Annotated in this window: 28 protein-coding genes, 1 tRNA gene and 1 pseudogene; 18 read left to right on the plus strand and 12 right to left on the minus strand. The window is 69.3% G+C overall.

Features of this window, described 5'->3' with window-relative positions:
• Window positions 1-85 precede the first annotated feature (85 nt).
• From ADL29_RS25110 to ADL29_RS25145, 8 genes and pseudogenes are all read right to left on the minus strand, one after another.
• Window positions 86-760 (minus strand): hypothetical protein, encoded by a 675-nt coding sequence (locus ADL29_RS25110; protein ID WP_157878572.1) that lies wholly within the window; start codon window positions 758-760, stop codon window positions 86-88.
• A 183-nt stretch (window positions 761-943) separates the two neighbouring features.
• The gene (locus ADL29_RS44205) at window positions 944-1,234 is read right to left on the minus strand and encodes a hypothetical protein (RefSeq protein ID WP_169795262.1); all 291 of its coding nucleotides are present in this window, start codon (window positions 1,232-1,234) and stop codon (window positions 944-946) included.
• 443 nt (window positions 1,235-1,677) lie between these two features.
• Window positions 1,678-2,160, minus strand: a pseudogene (locus ADL29_RS46685) (hypothetical protein); the annotation flags it as partial.
• A 69-nt stretch (window positions 2,161-2,229) separates the two neighbouring features.
• On the minus strand, window positions 2,230-2,448 hold the full coding sequence (locus ADL29_RS25125; RefSeq protein WP_053925869.1) for a hypothetical protein: 219 nt from the start codon (window positions 2,446-2,448) through the stop codon (window positions 2,230-2,232).
• A gap of 904 nt (window positions 2,449-3,352) precedes the next feature.
• Window positions 3,353-4,468, minus strand: a complete 1,116-nt coding sequence (locus ADL29_RS25130; protein ID WP_245689624.1) for a UDP-N-acetylmuramate dehydrogenase — start codon at window positions 4,466-4,468, stop codon at window positions 3,353-3,355.
• Window positions 4,446-4,928 (minus strand): NUDIX domain-containing protein, encoded by a 483-nt coding sequence (locus ADL29_RS25135; protein ID WP_053925871.1) that lies wholly within the window; start codon window positions 4,926-4,928, stop codon window positions 4,446-4,448. Before ADL29_RS25135 ends, ADL29_RS25130 begins: the two co-directional genes overlap by 23 nt.
• 19 nt (window positions 4,929-4,947) lie before the next feature.
• On the minus strand, window positions 4,948-6,162 hold the full coding sequence (locus ADL29_RS25140; RefSeq protein WP_053925872.1) for a helix-turn-helix domain-containing protein: 1,215 nt from the start codon (window positions 6,160-6,162) through the stop codon (window positions 4,948-4,950).
• 258 nt (window positions 6,163-6,420) lie between these two features.
• Window positions 6,421-6,771, minus strand: a complete 351-nt coding sequence (locus tag ADL29_RS25145) for a GntR family transcriptional regulator (protein ID WP_078971269.1) — start codon at window positions 6,769-6,771, stop codon at window positions 6,421-6,423.
• Between the two features lie 1,207 nt (window positions 6,772-7,978).
• Between ADL29_RS25145 and ADL29_RS43665 the strand changes: the two genes are divergently transcribed.
• The 15 genes from ADL29_RS43665 (at window position 7,979) to ADL29_RS25210 (ending at window position 19,588) form a co-directional block, all read left to right on the plus strand.
• The gene (locus tag ADL29_RS43665) at window positions 7,979-8,119 is read left to right on the plus strand and encodes a hypothetical protein (protein ID WP_157878573.1); all 141 of its coding nucleotides are present in this window, start codon (window positions 7,979-7,981) and stop codon (window positions 8,117-8,119) included.
• Window positions 8,116-8,490 carry a hypothetical protein gene (locus ADL29_RS25150; protein WP_157878574.1) on the plus strand — a complete coding sequence of 125 codons (375 nt, stop codon included), beginning with the start codon at window positions 8,116-8,118 and terminating at the stop codon, window positions 8,488-8,490. Before ADL29_RS43665 ends, ADL29_RS25150 begins: the two co-directional genes overlap by 4 nt.
• Entirely contained in the window at window positions 8,487-8,942 is a 456-nt protein-coding gene (locus ADL29_RS25155; RefSeq protein WP_053925875.1) for a Pycsar system effector family protein, read from the plus strand. The genes ADL29_RS25150 and ADL29_RS25155 overlap by 4 nt, the downstream gene beginning before the upstream one ends.
• Window positions 8,939-10,144, plus strand: coding sequence for a hypothetical protein (locus ADL29_RS41545; RefSeq protein ID WP_078971270.1), 1,206 nt, complete (start codon window positions 8,939-8,941; stop codon window positions 10,142-10,144). The genes ADL29_RS25155 and ADL29_RS41545 overlap by 4 nt, the downstream gene beginning before the upstream one ends.
• A 326-nt stretch (window positions 10,145-10,470) precedes the next feature.
• A complete protein-coding gene (locus ADL29_RS43670; protein WP_157878575.1) occupies window positions 10,471-10,623 on the plus strand; it encodes a hypothetical protein in 153 nt (50 codons plus the stop codon).
• Complete coding sequence (locus tag ADL29_RS25165) at window positions 10,623-10,823, plus strand: hypothetical protein (protein ID WP_053925876.1); 201 nt, start codon at window positions 10,623-10,625, stop codon at window positions 10,821-10,823. Before ADL29_RS43670 ends, ADL29_RS25165 begins: the two co-directional genes overlap by 1 nt.
• Window positions 10,820-11,092 (plus strand): hypothetical protein, encoded by a 273-nt coding sequence (locus ADL29_RS25170; protein WP_063788531.1) that lies wholly within the window; start codon window positions 10,820-10,822, stop codon window positions 11,090-11,092. Before ADL29_RS25165 ends, ADL29_RS25170 begins: the two co-directional genes overlap by 4 nt.
• A 59-nt stretch (window positions 11,093-11,151) precedes the next feature.
• Entirely contained in the window at window positions 11,152-11,439 is a 288-nt protein-coding gene (locus ADL29_RS25175; protein WP_053925878.1) for a hypothetical protein, read from the plus strand.
• Window positions 11,432-12,160 (plus strand): hypothetical protein, encoded by a 729-nt coding sequence (locus ADL29_RS25180; protein ID WP_053925879.1) that lies wholly within the window; start codon window positions 11,432-11,434, stop codon window positions 12,158-12,160. The genes ADL29_RS25175 and ADL29_RS25180 overlap by 8 nt, the downstream gene beginning before the upstream one ends.
• 2 nt (window positions 12,161-12,162) lie before the next feature.
• Window positions 12,163-12,669, plus strand: a complete 507-nt coding sequence (locus tag ADL29_RS25185) for a hypothetical protein (RefSeq protein ID WP_053925880.1) — start codon at window positions 12,163-12,165, stop codon at window positions 12,667-12,669.
• Between the two features lie 74 nt (window positions 12,670-12,743).
• Window positions 12,744-15,020, plus strand: a complete 2,277-nt coding sequence (locus ADL29_RS25190) for a hypothetical protein (RefSeq protein ID WP_053925881.1) — start codon at window positions 12,744-12,746, stop codon at window positions 15,018-15,020.
• A gap of 217 nt (window positions 15,021-15,237) precedes the next feature.
• On the plus strand, window positions 15,238-15,579 hold the full coding sequence (locus ADL29_RS25195) for a hypothetical protein (protein ID WP_053925882.1): 342 nt from the start codon (window positions 15,238-15,240) through the stop codon (window positions 15,577-15,579).
• A 101-nt stretch (window positions 15,580-15,680) separates the two neighbouring features.
• Entirely contained in the window at window positions 15,681-17,678 is a 1,998-nt protein-coding gene (locus tag ADL29_RS25200) for a DUF3987 domain-containing protein (RefSeq protein WP_078971271.1), read from the plus strand.
• A gap of 273 nt (window positions 17,679-17,951) precedes the next feature.
• The gene (locus ADL29_RS25205) at window positions 17,952-18,143 is read left to right on the plus strand and encodes a helix-turn-helix transcriptional regulator (RefSeq protein WP_107095076.1); all 192 of its coding nucleotides are present in this window, start codon (window positions 17,952-17,954) and stop codon (window positions 18,141-18,143) included.
• A gap of 80 nt (window positions 18,144-18,223) precedes the next feature.
• Entirely contained in the window at window positions 18,224-19,588 is a 1,365-nt protein-coding gene (locus tag ADL29_RS25210; protein WP_053925884.1) for a tyrosine-type recombinase/integrase, read from the plus strand.
• A gap of 135 nt (window positions 19,589-19,723) precedes the next feature.
• Here ADL29_RS25210 and ADL29_RS25215 read toward each other — a convergent pair.
• Window positions 19,724-19,811 (minus strand) — tRNA-Ser (locus ADL29_RS25215).
• Between the two features lie 43 nt (window positions 19,812-19,854).
• Window positions 19,855-21,306, minus strand: coding sequence for a S1C family serine protease (locus ADL29_RS25220; RefSeq protein WP_053925885.1), 1,452 nt, complete (start codon window positions 21,304-21,306; stop codon window positions 19,855-19,857).
• Window positions 21,307-21,789: 483 nt separating this feature from the next.
• Between ADL29_RS25220 and ADL29_RS25225 the strand changes: the two genes are divergently transcribed.
• The 3 genes from ADL29_RS25225 (at window position 21,790) to ADL29_RS25235 (ending at window position 24,531) form a co-directional block, all read left to right on the plus strand.
• Window positions 21,790-22,635 (plus strand): glycerophosphodiester phosphodiesterase, encoded by an 846-nt coding sequence (locus tag ADL29_RS25225; RefSeq protein ID WP_053925886.1) that lies wholly within the window; start codon window positions 21,790-21,792, stop codon window positions 22,633-22,635.
• Between the two features lie 53 nt (window positions 22,636-22,688).
• Complete coding sequence (locus tag ADL29_RS25230; RefSeq protein WP_425424280.1) at window positions 22,689-23,375, plus strand: ATP-binding protein; 687 nt, start codon at window positions 22,689-22,691, stop codon at window positions 23,373-23,375.
• Window positions 23,376-23,562: 187 nt separating this feature from the next.
• A complete protein-coding gene (locus ADL29_RS25235) occupies window positions 23,563-24,531 on the plus strand; it encodes a DUF5926 family protein (protein ID WP_053925888.1) in 969 nt (322 codons plus the stop codon).
• A gap of 232 nt (window positions 24,532-24,763) precedes the next feature.
• On the opposite strand, the gene ADL29_RS25240 is transcribed toward ADL29_RS25235, so the two are convergent.
• Together ADL29_RS25240 and ADL29_RS25245 are read right to left on the minus strand one after the other, a co-directional pair.
• Window positions 24,764-25,420, minus strand: coding sequence for a hypothetical protein (locus ADL29_RS25240; RefSeq protein WP_053925889.1), 657 nt, complete (start codon window positions 25,418-25,420; stop codon window positions 24,764-24,766).
• Between the two features lie 234 nt (window positions 25,421-25,654).
• Window positions 25,655-26,368, minus strand: coding sequence for a bifunctional DNA primase/polymerase (locus ADL29_RS25245; RefSeq protein ID WP_053925890.1), 714 nt, complete (start codon window positions 26,366-26,368; stop codon window positions 25,655-25,657).
• Window positions 26,369-26,531 lie beyond the last annotated feature (163 nt).

A 26,531-nucleotide genomic window follows, 5' to 3' on the forward strand; every position in this document is an offset into this window, starting at 1 on the left:
GCGGACGGTAACGGAAAGAAAATCTCGCTGGAGGCAATCAGTCGAGCGTGTCGCGGGCGACTGGCCAACCCGGTGACCGTCCCGCTCACCGGGTGCCGGAGCGTCGATCCACGCGCCGGAGGATGTCCTCGCTGAGCTGCCACCGGTCGGTGTCGCGGCGGAAGCGAGCCCCTCGCTGGGACCTGATGACTTCGGCCAGTTGCCTTAGCTGCGTCGCGTCAAGGTCGTCAATCATCTGCGCAGTGAGCAGCATCGCGTGGTACTGCTCGAATGGACTGCGAGAGTGCTCGATAGCCGCGAGTGCGGCCTCGAAATTTCGCAGTTCACGGCTGGCTTGCATCATGGCTAGGGCAGTGACGCGTTCCTCGTCGCTTCCCTCCTGCAGCCAGCGCAGGACTTCAGCTGGCTCGAACGGCTGCTCCTCTGAGAGACGGCGAGCTCGGGAAACAACCTCTTCCATTGCGCGGGTGCGCTCGGGACTGGGGCGCATCGAGCCACGCACCGACTGGTAGTCGGCCGCAATGGGCCCCGCAGCGTCCAGCAGGGCCTGTGCCTCCGCACGCAGCTGGCCGGCCGTGGTGGTATCCCCCTGACGTTCGGCCTCCTCTGCTAGTGCGAATCTCTCCGCTGCGGCCGCACGGAGCCTAAGCGTGGCTCCACCGAATTCGAAGCTCTCGATGTGGTTACCGAGCAGAGCGAGAACAAGCAAGACGCCGCCGAAGGCAAGCAACACCCCTGTGCCGGTCCCGTTCTGGGTCACGAATACCGCGTACACCCCCGTTCCGAAAGACGCTGCACCCAGCAAGCCCGTGAGCACACGCAGGACGGGCGTGAACGGGGACGACCTTAAGCGACGTTCCATCGACTTCTCTCCTTCGTTTCGGATGGCAGGTAGCTACCGCGAGCAGCGTGCCCCAGTTCGTAAGACCTCGATATCAGGGCGTCAGGCATCCATAGTGGATCGCCCCGTCGAGGACCGGAAGTCGGGCATGCCGAGATGAACGGTGGAGGGCTTCGCTGCGCGGTCGCGCATGGCTTCCAGTTTTTGCGCGGCGGCGGCCATGGTGGTCTCGATCGCGGCGACCTCGCCGAGCCAGCCCTGGCCCTTGGCCTCCTGGAGGCGGTCGATGAGGTTGGCGTGGATCTCCTGATCGAGAACGCTGGCCCACGCATCGCCCACTAGTGCCGGAAGACGCCGCCCGCGGAAACGTTGCCAGCGGTCGTGCAGCCTCACAGAGCAGCGTGGCGCACTTCCCACAAGGCAAGCAGGCCTTTTGGCCCCCATGGACAGCGATGGTGCGCACAGAGAAGTCAGGCCACACTGGGCTTGCTCCGGCGCCGGAGCAGGCTGCTATCCCCCGCCGGCTGCTCCTATCGACCCGGCGGCGTCCATGCTGGCGGGCCGGTCAACCGCACCGGATCCTGTCCAGGGACCGTCGCCTCGGCGACGGTGATGGGGCGGCTGCCGCTGAAGTACTGGACTTGGACGGACGGCGGCCGGGCGTCAGTGGGCCCCCGGCGGAGATGCCTCTGAGGGCGCAGGGCTTTGAACTTCGACAGCAACGTCAGAACGCGCAGTTCTTCTGAAGGCCGCACGCGGGCCAATTCCACAAGCCAGCGCTGGGCAAGGCCCGGGTCCACGCTGCATGCCTGCAGCATGGCCACCAGGATGTTGGAGGTCACCGGCCGACTGCCGCGCAGAACGGCCCAGTAGGTGTGGTGGGAGTAGCCGTCGCTGCGGCGCTCCAGGTCACGGAAGCTCAGGCCGCGGAATCGTCGCATGTGGTCCAGGAGCCGGGCCAGCTCTGCCTCGTTCTTTATCTGCGGCGGGGTGATCCGCTGCGTGCTGGCCCACCGCCTCATGAGGGCAGCGTGGGTGGTATCCACAAGTGAGGTCTCCTGCGCGAGCCGGAGGTCATCCCACTTGCCGCGCCATGCCGTGGCGTCGGCGCCACAGGCGTGGACGTATCCGTGCACCGTGCGCCAGGTGGGCAGTTTGTGGCCGCTGTGTGCTTCGGAAAGCGCGGCGGTGCAGACGCCTGAGCGCCGAGACATCTCGGTCAGGCTCGGTTCACCTGCCCTCTCTCTCAGAGAGCGCAGGGCAGAGGCGAAGTTCACCAGTCGGCGGTCGTGAGTGTCGCCGACGGGCAGGGAGTTCATGGGGCGGGCCACCGCAGTCCTTTCGTCAGCCCGCGGCCCGGGGCATTGCTGCCCCGGGCCGGGGGATGGTCAGGTCTGGGTGAAGCGACGGCGCAGTTCGGCGCTGACAAGCCCGGCGATGCCCACGATGGTCACGGCCTCCGGGAGCTTTACCCCACAGGCGAGAAGTGCGATAAGCGCGCCCAGCACCACGACCAGAAGGACCAGGTCAACCCAGGACAGCCGGGAGCGTGTGCCCGCAGGCTCGGGCTGGGAGGTACCGGAGTTCTCAGGAAGGATCAGGGACAAGAAGACTCCAAATTCGGGAGACGGCGGATTGCTGTGGACTGGCCCGCCCGGTTGCAGCCGGAAGGTAGGGCCGTGGTCACGCTACTTCTGTCAACGCACATGCATGGGACGGCAGTTGCCGTACCCAGCACACCTCTCCCTACGGTTCCAGAGCTGCGACATGCCTCGCACGCTGCATCGTCAGCAAGATTGCGTAGATTCGCCGGAAAACTGGTTGCAGCGCAAGAGCAACAGGGGTTTCCGCAGGTCAAGGGGCGGCCCCGTCGAGGCGGAGAGAAATCTTGGAATTCGTTGACAGAACACAAAAAACCAACCGCGCTCCGCTTCCGGGTTATTTGCTTCCCGTCGCGTAGGTGTCGCGAATAAACCAGAACGACTTCTCTCATCAGGAGTAGGTTTCCGCAGGTCAGAGCGGATTATTGTTCGAGCAGTGTAATTTCCGAACAACTGCAGTTGCTTTTACTCGCGCTCCCGGAGAGACTCTTACCCGTTGAGCCCAGCGCGACGAGATTTGCGCGGGCCCCGGGCGACGATCCGTATTGCTGTGGACGCACCAGGGACAACTCAAGGGGACCTTCGTTGCAGCGGAGCCCCACCAACTTCTCGGCACGCACGCGTAGCGCGCAGCAGAGGAATCGAAACGTGTGGCCCGGCCGATCGGCCGGGCCACACGTGCGTCCGGCGCTGGCGCCACAACCAGCACCTTGCCTCAACTGTGACCACAACGGCGGCACAAAGTCGCCCCGCTATGGTCGACGTACGGGGCGACGGCGGCGAGGACCAGACGCTGAAGCTCGGCGGGCCACCCAATGCACCTGGTCAGCAAGCTGCGCCACGGCACGGATCGCCGTTTCCTGCTCTGTCATGGGCTCTCCTTCCGTGTCCTCTGAAGTTCCCTCGTTTTTTAGGACCAGTCGCCGAGAAAGTCGACCTCCGGCACGAGGCGTATGCCGGTCCGCTCCATGACCCGCCGGGCCACGGTGCCAATGGCTTCGGTGAACGATGCCGAGCTCGAACCCTCGCCGGCGACCAGCGTGTGGTGCAGGTGCGAGATGCGTACGCCCTCGGCAACTGGGCTGCCGAGAGCGAAGTCCGCCCGCCGCATCAGCCAGCTCGCGCTCACCCTGGTCATGCCGTCGGGAAAACGGTTGAGCGACGCGCCCTCGTCCTGCAACCACCTAGCCTGGGCTGACGTCACTTCGGGGCTGTAGAAGACACTGCCGACCGTCCGGCGGTCGGCGCCGGGACACCCCAGCACCATGCCCTTGCCCCTCCGGACGGCCAGCACCGCCTCGGCCGCCTCGGCTGGCGGCACCCGGCTGCCGACCGGCACATCGAGCTGGTCAGCGACCAGGCGGTAGGTGATCGGGGTACTGAGCGCGGACTTCTGCAGCGCGAAAACCACCGTCAGCAAGGTCCAGCGGCTGGAGCCCTTGAAGATGCTGGTGCGATGCCCCAGCCCGCACGCCGCCGCGTCCAGGGTGACGCGTCGGCGCGACACCCAGTCCCAGGCCGTCACTTCGACCAGGGTGTCGGAGATCTCCTGGCCGTACGCGCCGACGTTCTGGACCGGCGTAGCGCCGACGGTCCCGGGGACGCCCGCGAGCATCTCCATGCCGATCAGCCCGTGGCTGAGGACCGTGTCGACCAGGTCAGACAGGGGATGGCCAGCCTGCACCTCGACCAGGGTCCGGCCGTCGGCCGCCTCCCCCACGAACCGCACGCCCTTCGTGTTCATCCGCAGCACAGGCGACGAACAGCCCGCGTCAGCGACCAGTGCATTGCTGCCGGCCCCCAGGCAGGTCGGCGCACCTGGAAAGGATTCGGCGAGTGAGACGAACTCGGGGAAGTCGGCAAGGTCTTGAAGGTCGGCGTACACCGCCGCCGGGCCTCCGATGCCCAGGGTCGTCTTCTTCGCAAGCGGTAAGCCGTGCGTCACTCGCATTGACGTCGTATCCCCTCGATGGTGATGAGCGTTCCCCGGGTGGGCTGGCCAGTCATGCCGCGTGCTGAGCCTCACGCCCGTGCTCCAGATACGCCACGTCTCCCGCGTTCCTGGCCTGGACGGCTGCCTCGATCCGGCGTGCGAGCCGAGGAATCGTGAGGTCCGCCAGGGCGGAAGCAGGGTGGAAGTCGTACGAGCCGATCTCCGACGACTGCAGCTGGATCCGCCCCCGCAGCTCTGGCGTCAGGACGCCGCCGTCGAAGATGTAGAGGACCTTGTCGCCCTCCTTCGGGCTGGGGGCCCAGTCCACCGCGAGGAGTCGCCCAATCTCTGGCTCGATGCCCAGTTCCTCGCGTACTTCCCGGATGCACGCCTGGCGCGGAGACTCGCCGGTCTCGACGTAGCCTCCCGGGATCTCCCGGTAGTCCTTGTACGTCGGCTCAAGCATCATGATCCGACCCTGATCATCAAAGAACAGCGCACCCGAGGCCATTCTCGGGCGCGCCATCTTCGCCTCGTGCTCGTTGTCGCTCATGCGAACGAGCCTAACCAGCTCACACCACGCGCAGCCTCTCCGCCAGGTCGGCAACCGGCTGGCTCGGGCGCCCTCGGGTGCCGCGGACCCATCCGAGGACAAGATCTCGGCTCATGTAGTGGTGTCTGACCTGTTCGGGCGCGAGCTGCTCGGCTTCCAGCACTGCGGCGAGAGCCTCGTCCGTACGGTTCCACGCGCTGAGGGCCCGTGCGACCTCCAGGTTGTGCCGCACGCGCCGTTCCACCGGAAGGCCCCTGGTGTCCACCTCGGGCCCGAGTTCCGCCGCGATCTGCATATCGCCCAGTTCGCCGGCCGTAGCTACCCGGTGGATCGCCACGTTCGTCGGGCCAAAGGCCGTCCACATGTGATTGGCGTCGGCTCCGAGCCGAGACGCTGCGCTCTCGGCTTCCCGCAGGAACTCCTGAGTGGTCGCTCGGTCCTCCGCTCGGGCCGCCGCCATGGCCCCGGTCAGGAACAGCGTCCCGTACACGGAGAGGTAGGCCGGCGTCGGCTCGCCGAGTCCCGGTTCGAGGAACCCAGCAGCATCCCTCACGAGCTGCGCAGCCGTCTCGAAGCGCCCCGTGGAGAGCAGGCAGTGCGTCACGGATCGGAACAGCGACCCAATGATCACGTTGTTGCCGCTCAGCTGCGCCGCGGCAAGCCCCCGGTCTGCTGCCATCCATGCCAGCTCGTTCTCGCCGAGCTTGCCGAGCACCATGGCGGCGCCCTGGTAGGTCATGGCGAGCAGACCGTTCGCTTCCTCGCGTTCGCCGTCGGCACAGGTGCGGGCCACGAGCAGGGCGTCGGCCAGGAGTGGCGGGAGCTGACGGGCTGCGAATCCGTAACGCGAGTCCTGGTAGGCATCCCAGACTTCGCCCACGTCCGAACGCAGCGCCGCCAGCGTCGGAGGTTCGCCGTCCGCCGGCGTACCGATCAACGGGGTGAGGAGCCGGTAGTCCATGAGCGCTTCGCGAAGGGCGGGCACGGTTCGCTGACCGCTGTCCTTGGACCACTCCAGTAGGGTCGGCTCGCCGATCAGGTCTCCGATGGACACGTCCAGCGCGTGGGCGAGCGCCCGGATCACCGAAAGGCGATCGAGTTCGATGCGGTTGTTCTCCGCTTTCCCGAGCCAGTCAGCCGTGCGGCCGACGAGTCCAGCCAGTACGTCCTGAGACAGGCCACGGCGATGGCGGTACCAGGCAACGCGCTCGCCGGTCGTTAGGTGCTGCGTCATTCCTCGCATGGCTTCAGCCTCAGCTCAGTTCGGAAGGTGACCCCGGAAGGATTTTCCGGGGTCACCCGGGACCCGCGCCATAGCGTCGAAGGCGTACAGAGTGAGACGCATTGAGACAGCAACAAGGGGGCACGGTCGTGGGTCTGACGGCACGTGAATGGCAAGCGGTGAAGGCTGCGATCAGCGAACTATCCGGCGAGGTGAACGCGTTGTCTGAGCGGGCGCACGATCTCTCGACGACGTTCACGCAGAGCCCCGCTACCGCTCCAGCTGGTTCAGACGGTCATCGAGGCGAGCCAGATGAGCCCGAATGCCCTCAATCTCCTGCATGATCGCCACGAACTCCGGGCTGGGCTTGCTGCCCTCTGGCTCCTCGGTCTGGCTCCTCACGAAGTAGCCACGCGTCGAGTCCGGGCGTGCGAGACCTCGCTGCACGAGCAGCTTCAGCGCCTTCGTCGCAGTGCCCGGGGCTACGTCAAACTTCTCCACGATCGAGCGGACCGCCGGCAGCTTCGCACCCGCCTTGAGCTTGCCTGACTCGATGTCCTTCTGAAGGGCATCCGCGATCTGCTCGTTCACTCGGCGCGAGTCATCAGCGGTTGGCGTCATACGGCGATGCTATCCGCCCCTTCCACCAGCCCAACAGGCACGCACAGCACAACTCATTGTGCTGCTTGTAGCAGTCGTGCTAGAACAGTCTCAGTGCCGGTCATCCCGTTCGGGACGACAGAGAGCAGCGCGACATTGCTTTGACCTGCACGAATGCGCGATCTGCGCCGCCCGGAGGGCCCCGTGGCACGGGTCCGAAGGAAGCGGTCGTTCCTTGAGTACTCAACAGCGCGACAAATCAACGGGGCACAAGTCCCCGTCCCCGCAACGGCCCGGGTAATGGCCGCCGGCGGCCACTTAGCGGCAGGCGAACCTGTCCTGCCCCGCGAACCAGCTCTGGAGAACAGCCTCGGGGATCATCCCGTCATCACTGGCGGGCACCCCCTTCGCTGCCACCTGGTACGCGCCGCCCTGCTGGCGTCAGAGCAGCAACGATGACGCACCCGATTCTGCCCGGCTCGGGACCGGTGCACCGCGGCAACGGCGCACCGGTAAAAGCCGTGTCCCTGCTTCCTGCGGGAGGTCGGTGTGAACCGACGACATACCCAGGCGCCGCCCTGATGGACCGGCCGGCGGCGCCTGCGCAACTTCCGGTCCACCTCTACCTGGACCCGCAGCGCTTGGCACTGCGGCCGGTTGCCTCCTCCGCCCGTCCGAGCGGTTCCCACGCGGGAGCCGCTCGTACGGGCGGGGCTGAGGGGAGCCGGATAGTCCGGCGGGTGCGGGCCCCGGGGCCGCAATCCCCGAGACCCGCGCACAGGCCACCTGAGATGGAGGCAGTCCTGTGAAGGACAGTTTCGCATTCCTGATCGTCACTGCGTCGGGCGATCGGGAGATGGATGAGTTCCTGCGTCGCGCCCGGCAGGCCGACGGCAAGCGCTCCGGCGGTGGTTCCCGGTGAGTGAAAGCGCCGAGAAACAGGCCGCGGCCGCGCTCGACGCGTTCAGTCGCCAGCACATGGAGGAAGCCGAACGCGCAAGGGCCGCAGCCGAGGCTGCGGCGGCTCAGGCGGCTCAGCTCCGGGGCGATGCCCGATGAGTGAGCCCGAACCCCAGCACGACCGCGTACCTGACAGCGCCGAGCCGAAGCTGCCGCTGCCCAGGCGTGAACCCGGCGGATCGCTCTAACGCCTCCCGCCCGGGGCGCCCGCACGGCACCTACCGCGCGGGCGCCCCGGGCCCCCTTCCATGGACTCGGAGTACTGCTGATGACGACACACTTCGGCCGCCGACAGGCGGCCGCCGACACCGATTACCTGGACTACGCCCCCGCCCTGGCTGTTCTGACCAGCTCTACCCAGCAGATCACGGTGGCGCACGACGCGCTGCGGACGGCGGTGGCTGCATGAGCAAGACCAGGACCCCCGCCGCACACATGCAGGCAGCATCCGAAGCGGTGCGCCAGCACAACCACGCCGCCATGAACGGCGGGTACGACAGCACGCCTGAGGTCAGCCGCTCCGTCATCGCCATGGTGGAGATGTGCGCGCGGTTGCAGCAGGCCATCGCCCACATGGATGGGCGTGTGCTCCGCGACCTGGCAGCCGGAAGGCTCGACCCGGATGACGGGACGGAGCCTGCGGAGCACGCGTACGGCGCCGAGCTGGCGTTCGGGGATGCCCGCCTGGCCCTGGCCACTCTGCTCGACCTCCTCCGGGAAGCGAGCAGCCACCTGTGGCATCTGGGCATGGTCTACGAGCCCGAGGAGAGCGAGGCATGAGCTACGAGGACACCGCGCTCACCGCCGCTCACGCCGAGGTCAAGGCAGAGTTGGCCCGTACCGACACCAAGGCGTCGCTATTGCTGGCGTTCATCGGCGCGATGATGGCCGGCGCCTGGACCGTAGCCACGAGTGTCCATCTGCCGGTTGCGTCCGTGGCGTTCGGCGCCGTGGGGGTGGCTGTGCTGTTGGCGGCTGCGGCGTTGCTGCTGCTGACGGTCCGGCCCCACCTTGGCGGGGGTCGTCCGGCTGGCTTTCCGAAGTGGGCCACGCTCACCCCTGCCGAGATGCGCGAGGCGCTCGGTGAGGATGACCGGCCGGTGCACATCGTGAACCTGTCGCGGATCGCGGTGCGCAAGTTCGTCCGGCTGCGTCGGGCCATCGACCTGACGTGCACGGCCGGCGGGCTGCTGGTGATTGCGGCGGTTGCCGCCTGGGGTGGTGGAGCATGATGACCGCACCGAAGCCACTGTCCAAAGCCCAGCGGATCGTTCTCACCACCGCGTTCGTCCCCATGCTCGCGACCGGCATCGCCGGCGGGATGGGGACGTTCAGCAACATCAGCCGCGCCTACGGCGACGGCACCGCGTTGGGCGCGGTGGCCGCCGGTGAGGGTGCGACCGCTGTTCTGGCCCTGGTGCTGCTGGGGCTGACGATGCTCGGCCAGGCCTCGCCGCTGGTGATCCGGGCGGGCCTGTGGGCCCTTCCGGCGGCGGCCTCGGTGATGGCGGCGATGGCGGCCGACGATCCGGGCCGCACCGTCATCTACGCCGTGACGCCGATGGGCATGTGCGTGAGCGCGGAAGGCATGGCGTTCCTGGCCCGCCGCATCGTGGTCCACACCGACGGCCGCGACGCCGACGCCGACCGCAGGGCAGCCAACGTCGTCCAGGCGCTGGCGTACCACCGCGCACGCTCTGCCCACCACCCCGACGGCAACGTACGGAAGCGGTCGGAGCGCAAGTCCTGGCGCCTGGCCAAGCGTGTTGGTGTCGGGGATGTGTCGCTGGGGGCGCAGCTGCTGGACATCCAGCGTGATCGCGTCACAGCAGGCGCCGACGCCGCCCTGGCCGACATGTTCACCGTGACGCGCCCCATCACAGGTCCCGTCACACCCGATGAGCCCACAGCCGTCGGCCCTGCCGTGCGGCCGGAGCTGGAGAGCGTCACACCCTCGCGTGACGCTGAAGACACGCAGGTCAACGCCGTCGAGACAAACCCTGTCACACCCAACGTGACGTCCGTGACGCCTCGACCCGTCACGCCCGTGACGGCGGAGGACGACGCGGACACGGGCGGGACCGATGCGGCTGGCCTGGAGGAGGAGCCTTCCTCTGGTGAGGCGGCCGTGACGCTGGAGGAGATCGCGTCCGTGGCGGGTGTGCCGGTGCCTGTGCCAGGGGAGCGGCTGGCGGACAAGCAGCTCGATGCCGTGCTGAGGCACCTGCGCTACTCCGCCGACCCGCCGCTGTCCTACCGCCAGGCCGTCACGGCCTTCCGCAACGCCGGATACGTCGGTGGGGAAGAGCGGGTGCGCAAGGCGTGGGGGCAGCTGATGTCCCACGAGGAGACCGACACCGTCACCGACGCCGCCGAGGCTGGCCCGAGCGAGAGCGATGGAGAGGAGGACGAGGAGGCTGGCTCACGCCCGTAGTCCGGCACCACCAGTGATGGCCAGCCCGCCTCGTACGGGCTGGCCGTTGCTGCAACTGCCGGAAGCCGACACCACAGCGCAGTGCAGACCCGGCGAGCGGCCCGTGAGTGACCCGGTGAGCGGACCTGTCCGCAGACCCGGTGAGCAGATGCGGCAGCAGACCCGGCGAGCAGTGCCCGATGGACCACCCGGCACGACGCCGTGCTCCCAGCCCGCTTTCCAGGGCCTGGCCAGGAGCACGGCCTTTCCACGGACCGAGTCGCCGGCCGCTTTCCAGGGCCTGCCGGCCGACCGGTCACCGCCCCATGACGAGGAGCTGTACCAGCATGGCATTGCGCCGTATCTCCATCGCGCCCGCAACCCGCCCCGACCCCCGGTACGAGACGACGTACCAGGCCTCGCGCGGCGGCTGGTTCAGGGCTGAGCCCAAGCCGGTCCCCGGCACCCCCAAGACCAACAAGGCCAAAGGGGAGCGGTGATGGCGTTCTTCGGGCTGTTCGGCAACGACCGCACGATGGCCGACACCACCTACAGCGACCGCGAGTCGGCCTCCGAGAAGGCCTCGCGCAAGCGGCGCGAGGCCCACCACCGCAACGCGCGGGCCGCGGACCGGCAGAGCCAGGCATGGGAGGACACCGAGCGCCGCCGCCAGGACCGCTGGGGCCGGTGCGGCCGATGAGCCGTGACCTGAAGACCGAGCTGGCCCTCGAGGAGCAGCGCACGCTTGAGGCGGTCCGCAGTGTCCGCAGCGGCTTTCACGGTGTTGCCGCGTGCTGGCAGGAGGCCAAGGCGCCGCTGTTCGACGCCGCCGGCAGCGGCCGCACCCCGACCGAAGCCCGTGAGGAAGCCGCCGCCGTGTGCGACCGCTGCCCTCTCGTCGATACCTGCGGTTTCCGTATCGCGATGCCGGGTCTGCGCTCGCGTGCGCGTGCCCGCCGCCGTCCCTGATCTCACCCGTCGCAGCCCGCACCCGCCTGGGGGCGGGCTGCCTGTCCACGGAGTGTGCCGTGATCTCTTTCCGCCTGATCCGCCGCCCGCGCCGCCTGCGTCATCTGCGGCGCCTCGCCGCCAGCACCGCTCCCACCACCCGCCTCTACCTGCCGGGCCGCCGCCCCGTCGGCACACGGCCCAAGGTCGCGATGCCGCCCTCGCTGCCGCCCGGCTTCTACCCCGCCACGCAGGCCCAGCCGCGCCTCGCTGCGCCGGACGGCGACGAACTCAACGTCCAGGCCCTCCTGCAGACCCTCATCGACGGCCCGGCCGCGGGCCTGCCAACGGAGGTCCGCGATGGCTGACAGTCCTTACTCGTTCGCCAAGGCGGACAGCGGCAGTTGGCCACTCGGCCGGCCAGAGGACGACTGCTGCACCGGGTGCCCGATCCGTGAGGGCTGCGCCCTCGCCGCCGACACCTACGTTGTCTGCCCCATCACTGGCAGCACCCCGCCCCCGCCCCCTCCGGCCCACGTTCCCGCGGCCGATGCCTTCACCGACGAGCCCGCCGCGCGACGGTTCGACATCACGGACGTCGCCTCCCGCGGCGTCGAAGCCGCCCTCAGCGGGGCCTTCGGCTTCGGCTGGACCGACGTGGCCACCGCCCTGATCGAACGCAGCGCCGTATGGGACTCCGACGGCAACCGGGTCGACTGGGCACGGCTGCAGATCAAGCGCAACCTGCTGTGCATCGCGGTCGCCACCGCGGCCCCGATCGGCGACCACACCGCGACCGTCTGGATCGCCAATGCCCTGCGCACCTACAGCATCAGTGCTGTGTTCGTGCCTGCTGGTATGGCCCTGGGCGTCGTAATGCCGGTCATTGTCGGCCAGTTCGTCCCCGGCATCGGCGGCCTGTGCCGCGCCGCTGTCGGCGTCACCGCATTCGTCGGCCGCGCCACCTGGCGCTTCCTCACCTCGCGCATGGGCTGGGTCGTCACCCGCCCCGCCATCTGGGCCGTCATCTGCGGACTGGCCACCGCCACCTGGCGATTCGTCGTCTACCGCCTGACAGGAGCCGTCTGACCATGAACATCTTCGACAACCCCGGGGCCAACGCAGGCTTCGGGTCCCTCGCCTTCGCCGCCATCGGCACCGTCGTCGTCATCGCCGGATTCAAGTTCAAGTGGCTTCGGGCCAAATCCACGGTGATCCTCGTCGGCCTGTTCGTCCTGCTGGTCACCGTCAACTCAGGTGGCATCCTCGGCGAGATCGCAGGCGCCCTGCGCCTCGGCCTGAACGCCGGCGGGGAGGCGGCCGTCCACGGGGTGTCCGGGACGACGGTCACCCCGCACGCTCCCCGGACCGCCATCACCCCCGTCTCCGCCGGTGGCGCCCTGGTCGGGCTGTGCGGGATCGCCTGGTACGGCGTAAAGCTCTTCGCCGCCAAGGGCCGCGCCAAGGACCTCAAGGAAATGGTCATCGGCGTCAGCGTCGGCGTTTGCTACGGAACCGGTCTCGGCTTCACCGGCTACTTCGTCGCCGGTGCGGTCCTGGCCGCCAACAACGTCGGCCTGTGGGCCTTCGGCGGCTGACCGGGCCGCGACGGTCCCCCACACCCCAGCGGGTGTGGCGGGCCGCCCCGGCCCGGACCGCCGACGGAGGACACATGAGCACCCACCACACCACCGAAGTCGCCCCCTACGAAGGCGAATACGTATGGGCCGAGATCGTCGACGACGACGCCCCCGACCCCCAGCAGGAAAAGCCCGCGACCAGCCGCGGCCCGACAGCTACCCGCGTCGCCCGGTGTGCGGCTGCCGCCCTGCGGGCCATCGCCGGAGGCACGCTTCCGGGCATACGCCACGCCTGGGCCGCCACCGCTCACTGGACGACCCTCACCTACATGTCCGACGAGGAAATCCGGCGTCGCATGGTCAAACGGCACCTGGACACCTACCTCGAGCAGCGCGAGGACGTCGCCGCGGACATCAACCGTCTCGGTAAGAAGACCCAGAAGCTGGCGCGCGACGCCGTGGACTTCGGTCTGACTGCCGAAGACGGGAACCGCCTGAAGGACCTCAGCACTCAGCTGAAGCTGCGCCGCACTGCAGGCGCTGCCCTGGCGCAGCTGCCCTTCAATCTTGCCGGGGCCCAGCCCACGCGTGAGCAGATCCGCCGGTACCGCTCCGTACGGGCCTTCGGCAGGTTCATTGGCGTGCTACTGCCCGCTGGAGCCACCGCTCTCGGCGCCCTCCTTGCCGCGCCGACCGCGGGTCTGGTGGCGGTGCCGGTACTGGCCGGAGCCGCCTGGTGGCTGGGCCGACACCCGCTCGCGCTGACGCAGCGAGCCCTGCCCGCAGACCTTGTCGGCCCCCAGGAGCTGGAACGGCCCAGCATGCCGACGGCCGGCCTCGCCGACGAAGTCCTTCAGGAGAAGCTCAAGCCGTTCCCGATCCGAGACGTGACCAGCCGCGAGGACGCCCAGGAGGCACTGTGGCGCGCCCTGGTAGCACAGGGCTGCGACATCGAAGAGATCACAGATGTGGTGCGCGAGCCGTGGGGCTGGACGGCCCGCGTCATCTTCAGCTCCGGCAGCCCGGAAGAACTCGCCGAGACCGACACCTACCGGCGGCTGATCACGCTGCTGAAGCTGCGCCGCGACGGCCTGCTGGTGGAGACCGACCCCGATCACGGCGACACCTGCACCGTCCGGATGATCCTTACCGACCCCTTCACACCGGAGCTGGTCGGCACAGTCCCGTACCGGGCTCCGCTGTCGATGTCGATCACCGACCTCGCCGACTACGGGGTCGCGATGGACGCAACCCCCCTCACGTTCACCCTGGCCGGGCTGATGCTGCTGATGGTGGCCGACTCCGGCGGCGGGAAGTCCGGCGTCATGCTCGCCATGGCCGAGGTCGCCACTGCCTGCTACGACGCCGCGACCATCAATCTGGACCCGGCCGGCACTGGCATCGGTGACCTGGAGCAGGCCCTCATCCTGAGCGCTTGCATGGACGACGATGCGATCTGCGCCGTGCTTGAGTTCCTCCTCGCCTGGTGCTCGGCTCGCGCCCGCCAGCGCGCCCGCTACGGCTGGGGCAACAAATGGCGTGTCTCCCGCGAGCATCCAGCGATCTGCGTGTTCGGCGACGAATGGCCGCAACTCTCGGAACGGGCCAAGAAGCTCCTGGTCCGGCTACTGCTCCTCGGCCGCAAGGAGGCCATCTGGGTCTATGCCGGATCCCAGTTCGGCACGAAGGACTACCTCGGCGAAGCCATCGGCCCCAAGCTCTCCGCCAAGCTCCTCGGCGCCTGCCGCCGCGTCGACATCACCGAGCTGCTCGGCCCCGGCGCGGTCGCCGAGGGCTACCGCGCCGATCTCCTCCAGGCCGCCACCCACACCCAGGTCAACGACGCCGGACAGATCTACGGCGTCGGGTTGCCCGGCATGCCCAACAAGCCCATGCGCTACCAGGTCCGTGAAATCACCCCCGAATACGCCGCACGCGTCGCCACCGAGCGACACAAGGCGGGTCTGGTGGATGTGACTCACACCCTGACCGAAGCCGGCCTCCTCGACGAGTGGCATGCGCTACAAGAACTCTGCGCCGCCGCCGGCACCGGAAGCAGTGCAAGCGCGCCCGGTCCTGTTCCGTCGATCCTTCAGCTCCTGCGGGACATCTTCACCGCCGAGGACGACCCGGCCTACCTGACCATGGGCCAGATCCACTGCCATCTGCGCACCGCCGACCCCGACCGATGGGGCGCGTGGGACGAGCGCGACGAACACAGCCGACTCCGCGAACTCGGCAAAGCCCTCAGCCGCGCCCTCCGAGACGCGGGTGTGGAGCTGTTCTCGGAGCGGCTCAGGGAACTGGACGGGCAGCCCCGCGGCTACCGCCTGTCCGGCGTCCAGGACGCGGTCGACGCCGCCTCCTGACCTTCCTCCGGCATCGGTCCCGGATCGGTCGGCCATTGGCCCCGAACGACTGACGAAACCGATCGCCGCCAATGCCCAGCCAATCACCAAGCCATTGGTGACCTGCGAAAACCGATCAGTCCAATCAACCCCCGACACCCCCCTCTCAGCCCACGATCCGGCCCTTCCTGGCATCTCCGGGGAGGGCCAACCCATTCCCTCACCAAAGGACGTGATCATGCGCAGATACCTCTACCGCTGCCCGGTCTGCCGCACCACCAGCCCTGTCTGCCGGAACCGTGCCGAGCTGACGAGCGAGAGCGACCGCCACCGCGGAATCCTCCACGGTGGCCACTACCCCGACGGTGAGAAGGCCGGCGGAGTCGACCGCCGCGGCCGCTGGTACGCCGATCTTGGCCTCGTCGCCGCGGCGCACGCATGCCTCGCCGACGCCTACGCCGACATACCGGATCCGGGCGGCATGGGCCGTCGACTGTGGGCCGAAGCCCTGTCCTGGCTCACCCTCACAGCCACCGCACTCGGCGCGCTGTGGGCCACCGCCGCCGCCCTCCAGCCCTGACCCCGCCACCGGCCTCTTCGGTACTAGGGCGGGCCGCCTCTCGCCAAAGACCGCGGCCCGCCCTGTCTCCACTCCTCAACAGACCTGTGGAGGTCTCCAGCATGACCCAACCGACATCCGATCCGCATGCCCATGGCGCCGAGTTCGCGACCATCCACACTTTGCGAGCCGGGCCTCACGACCAAGCCATCGAAGCTGAACACGCAGCACTCGGCGCGATGCTGCTGTCTCCCGCTGTGATTCCGGAGATCACCGCCATTCTCGATCCGGCGGACTACTACCGCCCCGCCCACGAGACCATCCACCGTGCCATCACCACCCTGCACGAGCGGGATGAGCCAGTGGATCCCATCACCGTCGCCGCCTACCTGGCCCAGACCGGTGACCTGAACCGCATCGGCGGAGCCTCCTACCTCCATCACCTGGTTCAGCAGGTGCCCACCACCAGCAACGGCGAGTACTACGCAGCCATCGCCCGCGACGCGGCCGACAACCGCCGCCTCGACGCCACCGGCATGCGTCTCAGCCAGAGCGCACGCACCGGCGAACTCACTGCCGACGCCACCCGCGCCGAAGCCTTGGCGGCACTGGAGGCGGCCGAGCAACGCGCCTGGAGCGAGCCCACCCCCCTTGGTGAAGGGGGCACACTGCCCAGCTTCCCGGTCAACGTCCTGCCGTGCTGGATGCGTGACCAGGTCGTGGCACTGGCGGAGTTCACCCAGACTCCCCCGGATATGGCTGCCACCATGGGCCTGGCCGCGCTGTCCACGACCGCCGGCGGCCGGGTTCATTTCCAGATCCGCCCCGGCTGGGTCGAACAGTCCAACCTCTACTTGGTGTGCGCGATGCCGCCGGCCTCCCGCAAGTCGGACGTCTTCGCCCCCATGACCGCCCCGATCTACCGGATCGAGGAGGAACTGGCCCAGCAGGCGAAGCCCGCCATCATCGAGGCTCAGACCGCCAAGGAAACCGCCGAGGCCGAGGTTGATGCCCTACTGGCCAAGGCTCGCAAGGGCGACCCCATCGATCGCCAGCAGCTCGTCGCTGAAGCCTCCGCGGCCCGCATGCTCGCCGACGAAATCCACGTACCGCCCACGCCGCGGCTGACGGTCTCCGGAGACATCACCCCCGAACCGCTCACCCATCTGCTTGCCACGCACCGATGCCTCGCCGCGCTCTCTCCCGAGGGCGACCTGTTCGACATCATCGCCGGCCGCTACAGCACCCGCCCCAACCTCGGTGTCTTCCTCCAGGCCCACAAGGGCGAACGCCTCCAGACCGACCGCATCACCCGCGACCAGCCCACCATCGACCGCCCAGCGCTGACGATCGGCGTCACACCCCAGCCCGCCGTGCTGCACGACCTGGCTTCCGCCCCTGGTGCACGCGACCGCGGTCTCCTCGCCCGCTTCTTGTACTCCCTCCCGCCGTCGAACCTCGGCTACCGCAGGATCCGCACGCAGCCCGTGCCCGACAGCGTCAGCCGTACGTACGACGCCCGTCTGGAAGCGATGGTGCGCACGTTCACCGACCTGCCCGATCCCGTCACCATCCCGCTGTCCGCCCAGGCCGACGCCGTCGTCGAACGCCTTCAGGAGGAAGTCGAGTTCAAGCTGAGGCCCGACCAATCGCTGTCCCACGTAAAGGACTGGGCCGGGAAGCTCGTCGGCGCCACCATCCGTATCGCCGGCCTTCTCCATCTTGCTGACCGCATCAGCACCGGCTGGGGCGAACCCGTCAACGCCGAGTGCGTTGAACGCGCGGCGGCCATCGCTGAGTACTACACGGCGCACGCCCTGGCGGTCTTCGATCTCATCGCCGCCGACCCGGCCACTGACGACGCCGTGCACATCCTCGACTGGCTCCGCCGCCCCAAGCAGAACGGCACGCACCGGACCACCGTCAAGCGCCGCGACGTCGTCGCCTCCCTACGTCGCTTCCGTGGACGTACCGACACCATCGACCCCGCCCTTAGCCTCCTGGAAGAACACGGCTACCTCCGCGCTGACAGGCCGCCTTCCCCTGGCGGAAGAGGCCGCGCAGCGACGATCACGTTCCGTGTCCACCCTGCCCTGAAGGACCCGCAGAACGCTCCGTAGGGCTGCAGAACGTCAGCAGTGTCAGCAAAAATCGCTGACCTGGTCTTTTCCTTTGCTGACACGCGCCAGCAGGTGTCAGCACTGTCAGCAGACAGCGCCATTTTGCTGACACTGCTGACAACCGCTGACACCCCCGCCAACACCATCTCCGCAGGTCAGCGGTTTTTGCTGACATTGCTGACACTTTTCTCCCCGCAACAGCGTCCGGCACCTCCTTGCCCTAACGCCGCGTCAGCACGTGGCGTACAAGACCGCCTCGAAGGAGACAGCAACGTGCCCAGCCCCAAGATGCTCAAGCTCCCCGAAGTTCTCTCCGAACTCAATATGTCCCGCGCGTCCTTCTACCGGATGAGGGCCCGTGGACAGGCCCCCAGGATCGTCAAGCTCCCGAGCGGCCAGCTCCGCATCCGCCGCGCGGATCTCGACAACTGGCTTTCTCAACAGGAAGAACAGCCTGCCGCCTGATCCCTCTGTCGTTCAGCGGGCCCGGCCTTGCCGGGCCCGCTCGCATTTCTGGAGTCACCCTGCTGACCTTCGAGTTCAAGATGTACGAGATCCGCGTACGGCCGCAGTACCCGAAGCCCTACCAGGTCCGCTGGGTAGTCGGGCCCAAGTCACACGCTAAGAGCTTCCATACCAAGACCCTGGCCGACGGCCGGCGGTCCCAGCTGATGGCCGCTGCTCAAAAGGGCGAGCAATTCGACATCGAGACGGGTCTCCCAAAGTCCGAACTGGCCGCGCTCCAGCCCCAGGTGACGTGGTTCGAGCACGCCAAGGACTACGCAGAGATGAAGTGGTCCGCGGCCGCATCGGCGAAGGGCCGGGCCACACGTGCAGACGCCCTTGCGGTCATCACCGCCGCTCTGGTCAAGGACACGAAAGGGGCACCCGCACCGGCAGTACTGCGAAGGGCGCTGACCGGCTACGCGTTCAACTTCTCCAAGCACCGCACGCCGCCGCCCGACCACCTCTCCGCCGCGCTCACGTGGCTATCTGCAAAAGCTCTTTCCATGTCCGCACTGGAGGACGATTCCGAAAAGGTCCGCGCCGCGCTGAAGGCGTTGAGCACGCGGCTCAATGGGAAGCGGGCGGCAGCGACCACCATCACGAACCGCCGGACGGTCTTCAACAACGCCCTCCGGTACGCCGTGGAGCGCAAACGCCTCACGGCCAACCCGCTGCCGTCTGTCGACTGGTCTCCTCCGCCGACAGACGACGAGATCGACTTCCGGTACGTCCCGAACCCTCGGCAAGCAGAGGAACTCATCGACGCCGTCGGAACGCTCGGCCCTCGCGGCGAACATCTCCAGGCGTTCTTCGCGTGCATCTACTACGCGGCCACTCGGCCGGCCGAGGCAATGAATCTCAGGGCGAGCGACTGCACCCTGCCCGAGACGGGGTGGGGTGTCCTGCTGCTCTCCGGTAGCGCATCCCGGGTGGGATCCGCCTGGACGGACGACGGTAAGCCCTACGAAGAACGCGGGCTGAAGCGTCGGGCCCGCTCGTCCGTGCGCGACGTACCGATCCCGCCGAAACTGGTGAGGATGCTGCGTGCCCATATCGACCGGTACGGCGTGGCGTCGGACAGGCGGCTGTTCCGAGCGGCCCAGGGCGGGGTCGTGCTCAGCAAGGAGTACACGGATCTCTGGCAGGAGGCGCGTAAAGCAGCGCTCACCCCTGAGCAGGTCCTCCACCACTTCGCGGAAGCGCCGTACACCGGGCGGAAGGCCGGCATCTCGCTCTGGATCACCTCAGGCGTCGCTCCCACCGAGGTGGCCCGCCGCGCCGGCCACAGCGTGGCCGTCCTCTACAAGTTCTACGCCAAGGTGCTGGACGGGCAGCGTGACCAGGCCAATGCGCTGATCGAGCGTGCGATGCGGGCCGAGGAACAGCGGACTGCAGAGCCCTGATTCCCGTCCACGTCCCGTCCACACAGGCTGGTCAGCGGTGCGCCAGACCGCAGCAGGGTGAGACAGGAAAACAGGTGGGCGGGGGTCCCGGAACGTTCCGGGACCCCCGCCCACCTGCATGTTTTCTGACCTGTGCGGAGGCTGTGGGATTTGAACCCACGGTGAGGGGTTACCTCACGACAGTTTTCAAGACTGTTCCCTTAGGCCGCTCGGGCAAGCCTCCCCGCGGCACCGGTGTGCGGTGTCGCGGGGATCAGACTAGCGCGTCACTTGTCGCCCGTGCGCTGGCCCAGGGTGACTTGGGCCGTGTGCTCCTTGCCGCCGCGCAGGTAGGTGAGGGTGACGTGGTCGCCGGGCCTGTGCTGCCAGATTTCGCTGATCAGGGTGGGGCCGCTGTCGATCACGGTGTTGTCGAGCTTGGTGATGGTGTCGCCGGGGCGCAGGCCGGCCTTGTCGGCGGGGCCGCCCGGGGTGACCGAGTCGGAGCCGTTGTTGCCGGTCTGGGCGATGGTGGCGCCGTCGCCGGTGTCCTTCATGCCGACCTGGACGCCTATCTGCGGGTAGACCGGGCGGCCGGACCTGATCAGGTCCTGGGCCACCCGCTTGGCCTGGTCGATGGGGATGGCGAAGCCCAGGCCGATGCTGCCGGACTGCTGCGACTCGGGGCCCATGCCGCCGCCGTTGCCGGCCGACTGGATGGCGGAGTTGATGCCGATGACGTTCCCGCTGGCGTCCATCAGGGGGCCACCGGAGTTACCGGGGTTTATCGAGGCGTCCGTCTGGAGGGCGCTCATGTACGAGGCGCTGGCGCCGTCGCCGTCGCTGGAGGCCACCGGGCGGTCCTTGGCGCTGATGATGCCGGTGGTTACCGTGCCGGACAGGCCGAACGGGGCGCCGATCGCGATCGTGGCGTCACCCACCTGGACATGGGAGGACCTGCCGAGCGGGAGCGGGTTGAGCGGGGCGCCCGAGGCGTTCTTGAGCTTGACCACGGCGACGTCGTAGCCCTGGGCGCGGCCGATGACCTCGGCGTCGTACTTCTTGCCGTTGGAGAACGTCGCGGTGAGCTTGCCCCCGTCGGCCGCGCTGGAGACGACGTGGTTGTTGGTGAGGATGTGGCCCTGCTTGTCGTAGACGAAGCCGGTGCCGGTGCCGCCCTCGCCGGTCGCGCCCTGCGCCTCGATCGTCACCACACTGGGCAGCGCCCGCTGCGCTATCCCGGAGACCGAGGTGGGCTTGCGGTTCAGCGCCTCGGGGTTGCCGGCCGCGGTGACCGTCGTCGAGCCGGTGTCGTTCTGGCCCGCGGCCCAGAAGCCGATGCCGCCGCCGATACCGCCCGCGACCAGCGCGGCCACCAGGACGGCGGCGATCAGACCGCCGTTACGCCGCTTGGGTGCCGGGCCGCCGCCCGGCGCACCCCAGGGGCCGCCGCCACCGCCGCCTCCGTGGGAGCCCCAGCCGGCGGCGGAGGAGCCATGGCCGGCGGTCGCGTATGCGGGGATCTGGGCGGTCTGCTCGGGCTGCGACGGGCCCGGTCCGCCGGGGGCGTGGGACTGCTCCCAGGGGCTGCCGCCCGGGACCGGGGGTGCCGCGGGGGCGGGCGGGACGTCCGGAGTCTGGGCGCCGGAGGCGGACGCGGGGGCGCTGTCCGGCGCCTGCGGCCCGGTCGGCGGCGTGGCCTCCGACGGGACGTTGGCTCCCTCGTTCTCGGTGCTCACAGATCTCTCCTCAGCTTTACGACTGTGCCGGACCGGCCGCGGGGACCCGGAGTCCGAGGCCCCACACCTCGGACTCCGGGCCCAAGCCCCGACCCCAGCATCAAGGATGCCGCCGATATGGGCCATACGGGCACAGGGTCCGCACCTGCAGGTACGAGCAGCACAAGCAGAACGGGCAGCACGCACCGCTACGACCCCGCATCCAGCTTTTCCCACCGCGCGTCAGGGCGCCGTAAGGCGAGGCTGTGACTGTTCCCTCATCCTTTATCTCGGACATTTCGGCGCGCTCGATAAAGATCGTCCGGTGTCATCCGGATTCATCCGGATCCGGACGGATCCGTCCAGCGCCGCCCCGCGCCGTCCGTCGCCCTCCATTACGGCCCGCCGGGATTGCCCTGCCGCCCCTCGCGCACCGCTCGCCCCTCGCGCACCGCTCGCGCACCGCGCACCCGGCCCCGCGGCAGCGGATGGCACGATGACTCGGTGAAGTCTGCACGCCCCATCCGGCACAGTCGTTCGAATCCGCCGGCCATTTCCGTCATCGCCCACCGCGGCGCCTCCGAGGACGCCCCGGAGCACACGCTGGCCGCCTACCGGAAGGCGATCGAGGACGGGGCCGACGCGCTGGAGTGCGATGTCCGGCTGACCGCCGACGGACATCTGGTGTGTGTGCACGACCGGCGGGTGAACCGCACCTCGAACGGGCGCGGCGCCGTCTCCACCCTGGAGCTGGCCGATCTCGCCACGCTCGACTTCGGGTCGTGGAAGGACGAGGCGTACGGGAACGAAGCGCCGGACCGGCAGCTCGAGGATCCCGAGCGGACGTCCGTACTGACCCTGGAGCGGCTGCTGGAACTGGTCGCCGACGCCGACCGCCGGGTCGAGCTGGCCATCGAGACCAAACATCCGACCCGCTGGGCCGGACAGGTGGAAGAGCGGCTGGTCGAGCTTCTCGATCGGTTCGGGCACATAAAACCGGCCAGGGCGGGCGAATGGACGCCGTCGGTCCGGGTGATGAGCTTCTCGGCGCGCTCACTGCACCGCGTACAGGCCGCGGCGCCCGGCATCCCCGGCGTCTACCTCATGCAATTCCTCACCCCTCGGCACCGCGACGGCCGGCTGCCCCCCGGCGTCGGCATCGCGGGCCCGGGCATCCGGATCCTGCGCGCACACCCGGAGTACGTCGCCAAGGCGCATCGCGCGGGCCATCAGGTCCACGTATGGACCGTCAACGAGGCATCGGATGTCGAATTGTGCCGCGAGCTGGGAGTGGATGCCGTGATTACAAACCGCCCCAAACAGGTGCGAAACCAACTCGGCCTTGCCTAAAGCCCTTCACAGGGTGTGCACCGGCGCACTCGGCCCGTATACGAGAGTGTCGAGTGCGTCACTGTATGCCGCTTGGCCGGTTTCCGGTCCAGTCCATTGGGGCATTCAACCCGTGGCGTGGGGCAAAGGAGGTCTCGGGGGTGGCGTTGGTGGTGGCACAAGAGGTGCCGACGTCGTCGATCATGGCCGTACCCCATGGTCCAGCGGGTGTGGGCATGGCCAGACGGCGCATGCGTGACGAGCTGTTGGCAAGTGGAGTTCAGGACACAGTCGTCGATGACGCGGTACTCATTCTTTCGGAGCTGCTGAGCAACTCGTGTCGGCATGCGCGTCCGATATACGACAACGGAGCACCGGTGTACGGAAATGGCTCGCCGGTCGGCGGCAGCCTGGACGCGGCGCGGGGCGCGCTGCGGGAATCCGTACGGGCCTCCTGGCGCATCGACGGCCAGGGCCGGCTGACCATCTCGGTCACGGACGGCGGCGGGCCGACCCGCCCGCTTCCGGCCACTCCCTCGGTCACCGCGCACGGCGGCCGCGGCCTGGCGATCATCCGGCAGCTGGCCAAGGACTGGGGCGTCCGCGACACGGCGCACGGCGAGGTGACGGTCTGGGCGATCCTGTCGGCTCAGGATTCCTTTGCTACGCGCGTGGACCTGCCCGCCGACCCCCCGCTCACGGGCGGATTCGGCGGCGGCCTGCCACCAGGGCTGTCCTTCGCGGACTTTGACGAGCCGTAGGGCCGTCGAGGGACCGGCCGGGGAACGTCCCGGCGGCGCCCCAGGCCCGTAAGCGGCGCATTTTCGGACGCTCTCCTCTAGGCTCGCGCCGAAACGCGTCCGCGCATGTCCCGGCCTGTGCCGGCCTGTCTTGGCATGACCCCGGACGCATCCGGATGCCCAGGAACGACCAGGAGACACCGCCGCCATGGCCAAGAAGCGCCGTCCTCAGCCCCAGGCCGCAGCACCGAAGACGAAGGGCGGCGAGGTGCCGGTCGTCGGCGCCCGCGAGCCCTGCCCGTGTGGTTCGGGCCGCCGGTACAAGGCATGCCACGGCCGGCAGGCGGCGCACGCCGTCACCGAGCTGGTGCAGCGCCCCTTCGAAGGGCTCCAGGGGGAGTGCGACTGGGTGGCGCTGCGGGAGCTGGTGCCCGCCGCCACCGTCGAGTTGACCCTCAAGGGCGGGCTGCCCGAGGGCGTGCCCTCGGTGACGCTGGCGACCGTGCTGCCGATGGCCTGGCCCGCGCTGCGCCGCGACAACGGCGCGGTGCTGATCGGTCTGCAGAACGACACCGCCTCCGGCGACGTCAGCCGCGATCTGGCCGACACCCTCCAGCGCGCGCTGGAGGCCGAGCCCGGCAGCCCGGTCGCCGCCGGACGGCCCGCCGCCGACGGCCCCCGGCTGCAGGATCTGCTCGACCCCGAGGCGCCGTTCGAGCCGGAGGTCCACACCGGCTTCGAGTTCTGGGTGGAGAACGCCGAGAGCGCCACCGGCGAGGTCGCCGCCTCTCTGGAGCGGGCCAACGCCGCGGCCATCCCGACCGCCCGGATCCCCGGCCTGGAGGGCGCCTACTGGTGCGAGGCCCCGGAGAAGAACCATCTGCGCTGGGTCACCGCACACCCCGAGGAGAAGCTGCTGGACGCGCTCGCCCGGCTGCACGCGGCGGGCACCTCCTCGCTCGGCGAAGGCACCCGCCTGGTCGGCTCGTTCCGGGCGCACGGCCTGGTCGTCCCGGTCTGGGACCTGCCGTCCTCGATGAGCGCCGACGACGTGGCGAAGCCCGCCGCGGAGTTCGCCGAGCGGCTGGCGGAGGCCCTGGCCTCGGACGCCCCGCTCACCCCGGAGGAGCGCCGGGCGCGCGGCGGCCTCACCAACCGGCAGATCACGCTGAGCTGAACCGGGACGGACCGCGCTCAACCATGACGCCTCGGACGCCCCTTCGGACTCGGCCGTGACACCAGTCACAACCGCCCCCGTGCACGGGTGAAGAGGCGTCCGGAAATCCACGATCGAATTTGCGAACCGCCGATCTCTTGTTACGGTTCTAAAAGCCCGGTCGCTGGTGCATCCCCCGTCGCCAGCGACCGGGCGCTTCCATGTCCGGACCCGGACGGCGTCCGGGCGGCGCTCAGCCGCCCCGCCGATTCTTCCGCCGCAGGTCCGAACTCCCTTTGCTCGGCGCCGAGTTGCCGCCGGAGCGCAGCAGCAGCCGCTCCCCCGCCAGATCCGAGATCTCCGCCACCGCGTCGTACGGCGCGCGGCCCCGGCGCCCGGTCGCCCCGGTAGGCGTCTCACACACCCCTGGCTCGTCCGTGGCGGCCACCTCGCAGTGCACCTGGACGGTCCGGCCGTCCGGCCGCAGGAGCGTCAGCACGGCCCGCAGCGGGGCGCCGGTGGGATTGCGGTAGTACGTCCGCGCCCAGGTCAGGCCCCGTTCGGCGAGGACGCAGGTCTGGGCCTCGATCCCCTGGGGAGAGGCGAGTTCGGGCCCGCAGCGGGAGGTGCGGCCGCCTTCCGACAGGAGGGGGAGCCCCAGGGCGGCGAGCGGGTCTCCGGAATTCCCCCCGCTACGCCTATTTTCGGCCTCATCGGCGGCTTTTTCGGACTTCTTGGGAGACCGTTCACCGGACACGGCTCCGGACTTGGCACCCGGCTCGGCACGCGCGTCATCGGTCCGCCGGGCGGTGTCCGCCGTACCGGCCGCCGCGGCGGCCAGCGGTACGGCGACGGCTAGCGCCGCGGTGCCCGCGAGCGAGATCAGGCGGATTTTCGGCGCACGCTGCATGAGTCACCTGCGGAGCGAGAAGGAAGGGGACGCCGGGGCGACGGAGAACCGCCCACGGCGTGACGGTCCCGCGAACCTACCGGGCCGCAGGGGCGCCCCCGGCCGTCCGGACACCCGTTTCCCGTAGTCGGGCGCACCGCTCACACCCGTACGGGTGAACCGGCGCGGCGTTCTTTCCGGCCACCTGCCGGAGGGGCCGGCCGCCGACTCCTCGGTCTCCCGCGGCACTGCCGCCTAATAGGCGAGCCGGCTGCCGCCGTCCGGCGTACCGGTGCTCGCCGTCACCAGGGCGTCGACGATCGAGGTCACCGTCGGCAGCCAGGGCCCCGCCGGGCATGGGGGTCCCCCCTGCTCGAACGGAGTCGAGAGCTTGGGGGAGGCCGGCGGCCGCTCCCAGCGCACCTTCCCGGCGCCGGTCCCCGACGGCGGGAGCACCACATAGCCGCCCTCGCCGTGGAACCGCAGCGAGCTGGGCACCCAGTCCTGGGAGTGCAGCAGCTCACCCAACTCCGCCAGGTCGTACGGCGATACGAGCAGCGACCAGCGGGTGGGCGTGGCCACCACCGGGCCGACGCGGACGCCGAAGTGGTCCAGCGCCGCCAGCGCCCGCGCCCCGGCGACGGCCGGCAGGCTCACCGCGCACGGCGCCCGGCCGCCGGTGGCCAGCACGACCGGGGCGTCCGGGCGGTTCGTCCACCACCAGCGCACCATCCGCCCGTCGGTCGTGGCCGCCAGCAGCCCGGGGTCGAAGGGGTGCGCGCCGGGCACCACACAGTCGGGGTCGGGACAGCTGCACCGCCGGGTGCCCCGGCCACTGGAGCGCAGGCCGACACCCGGGAGTACGGGCCATCGCCACTCGGCGGCGTACTGGAGCGCCGCACCGAGCGGTGCCGACCTCCCGCCGCGCCGAAACAGGAGCTTGCGTCGCCTTCCGAGGATCTCGCGCATGAGCGCTCGTTCCTTTCCGTTAACGCCGAGGGCTGTGTCCGTCGCACTTGCGTCGCACTACGTGCTGGTCGTGCCGCCGCACTTGTGCCGCTTCACGCTCGCTCACGTGCTGCTTCACGCATGCCGCTGGGTGGCGCGCGGGTGGCCCGGGGGGCCGATGACG

Origin of the sequence: Streptomyces chattanoogensis (assembly GCF_001294335.1) — a bacterium.
GTDB classification, from domain to species: Bacteria; Actinomycetota; Actinomycetes; order Streptomycetales; family Streptomycetaceae; genus Streptomyces; species Streptomyces chattanoogensis.

Coding starts and splice junctions, on each gene's coding strand:
- ADL29_RS25145 (WP_078971269.1), bottom strand. CDS start 6,771: ATGACGCCAACCGCTGATGACTCGCGCCGAGTGAACGAGCAGATCGCG.
- ADL29_RS25140 (WP_053925872.1), bottom strand. CDS start 6,162: ATGACGCAGCACCTAACGACCGGCGAGCGCGTTGCCTGGTACCGCCAT.
- ADL29_RS25150 (WP_157878574.1), top strand. CDS start 8,116: ATGAGCAAGACCAGGACCCCCGCCGCACACATGCAGGCAGCATCCGAA.
- ADL29_RS25200 (WP_078971271.1), top strand. CDS start 15,681: ATGACCCAACCGACATCCGATCCGCATGCCCATGGCGCCGAGTTCGCG.
- ADL29_RS25195 (WP_053925882.1), top strand. CDS start 15,238: ATGCGCAGATACCTCTACCGCTGCCCGGTCTGCCGCACCACCAGCCCT.
- ADL29_RS41545 (WP_078971270.1), top strand. CDS start 8,939: ATGATGACCGCACCGAAGCCACTGTCCAAAGCCCAGCGGATCGTTCTC.
- ADL29_RS25135 (WP_053925871.1), bottom strand. CDS start 4,928: ATGAGCGACAACGAGCACGAGGCGAAGATGGCGCGCCCGAGAATGGCC.
- ADL29_RS25235 (WP_053925888.1), top strand. CDS start 23,563: ATGGCCAAGAAGCGCCGTCCTCAGCCCCAGGCCGCAGCACCGAAGACG.
- ADL29_RS25240 (WP_053925889.1), bottom strand. CDS start 25,420: ATGCAGCGTGCGCCGAAAATCCGCCTGATCTCGCTCGCGGGCACCGCG.
- ADL29_RS25155 (WP_053925875.1), top strand. CDS start 8,487: ATGAGCTACGAGGACACCGCGCTCACCGCCGCTCACGCCGAGGTCAAG.
- ADL29_RS43670 (WP_157878575.1), top strand. CDS start 10,471: ATGGCATTGCGCCGTATCTCCATCGCGCCCGCAACCCGCCCCGACCCC.
- ADL29_RS25165 (WP_053925876.1), top strand. CDS start 10,623: ATGGCGTTCTTCGGGCTGTTCGGCAACGACCGCACGATGGCCGACACC.
- ADL29_RS25170 (WP_063788531.1), top strand. CDS start 10,820: ATGAGCCGTGACCTGAAGACCGAGCTGGCCCTCGAGGAGCAGCGCACG.
- ADL29_RS25245 (WP_053925890.1), bottom strand. CDS start 26,368: ATGCGCGAGATCCTCGGAAGGCGACGCAAGCTCCTGTTTCGGCGCGGC.
- ADL29_RS43665 (WP_157878573.1), top strand. CDS start 7,979: ATGACGACACACTTCGGCCGCCGACAGGCGGCCGCCGACACCGATTAC.
- ADL29_RS25185 (WP_053925880.1), top strand. CDS start 12,163: ATGAACATCTTCGACAACCCCGGGGCCAACGCAGGCTTCGGGTCCCTC.
- ADL29_RS25210 (WP_053925884.1), top strand. CDS start 18,224: ATGTACGAGATCCGCGTACGGCCGCAGTACCCGAAGCCCTACCAGGTC.
- ADL29_RS25180 (WP_053925879.1), top strand. CDS start 11,432: ATGGCTGACAGTCCTTACTCGTTCGCCAAGGCGGACAGCGGCAGTTGG.
- ADL29_RS25190 (WP_053925881.1), top strand. CDS start 12,744: ATGAGCACCCACCACACCACCGAAGTCGCCCCCTACGAAGGCGAATAC.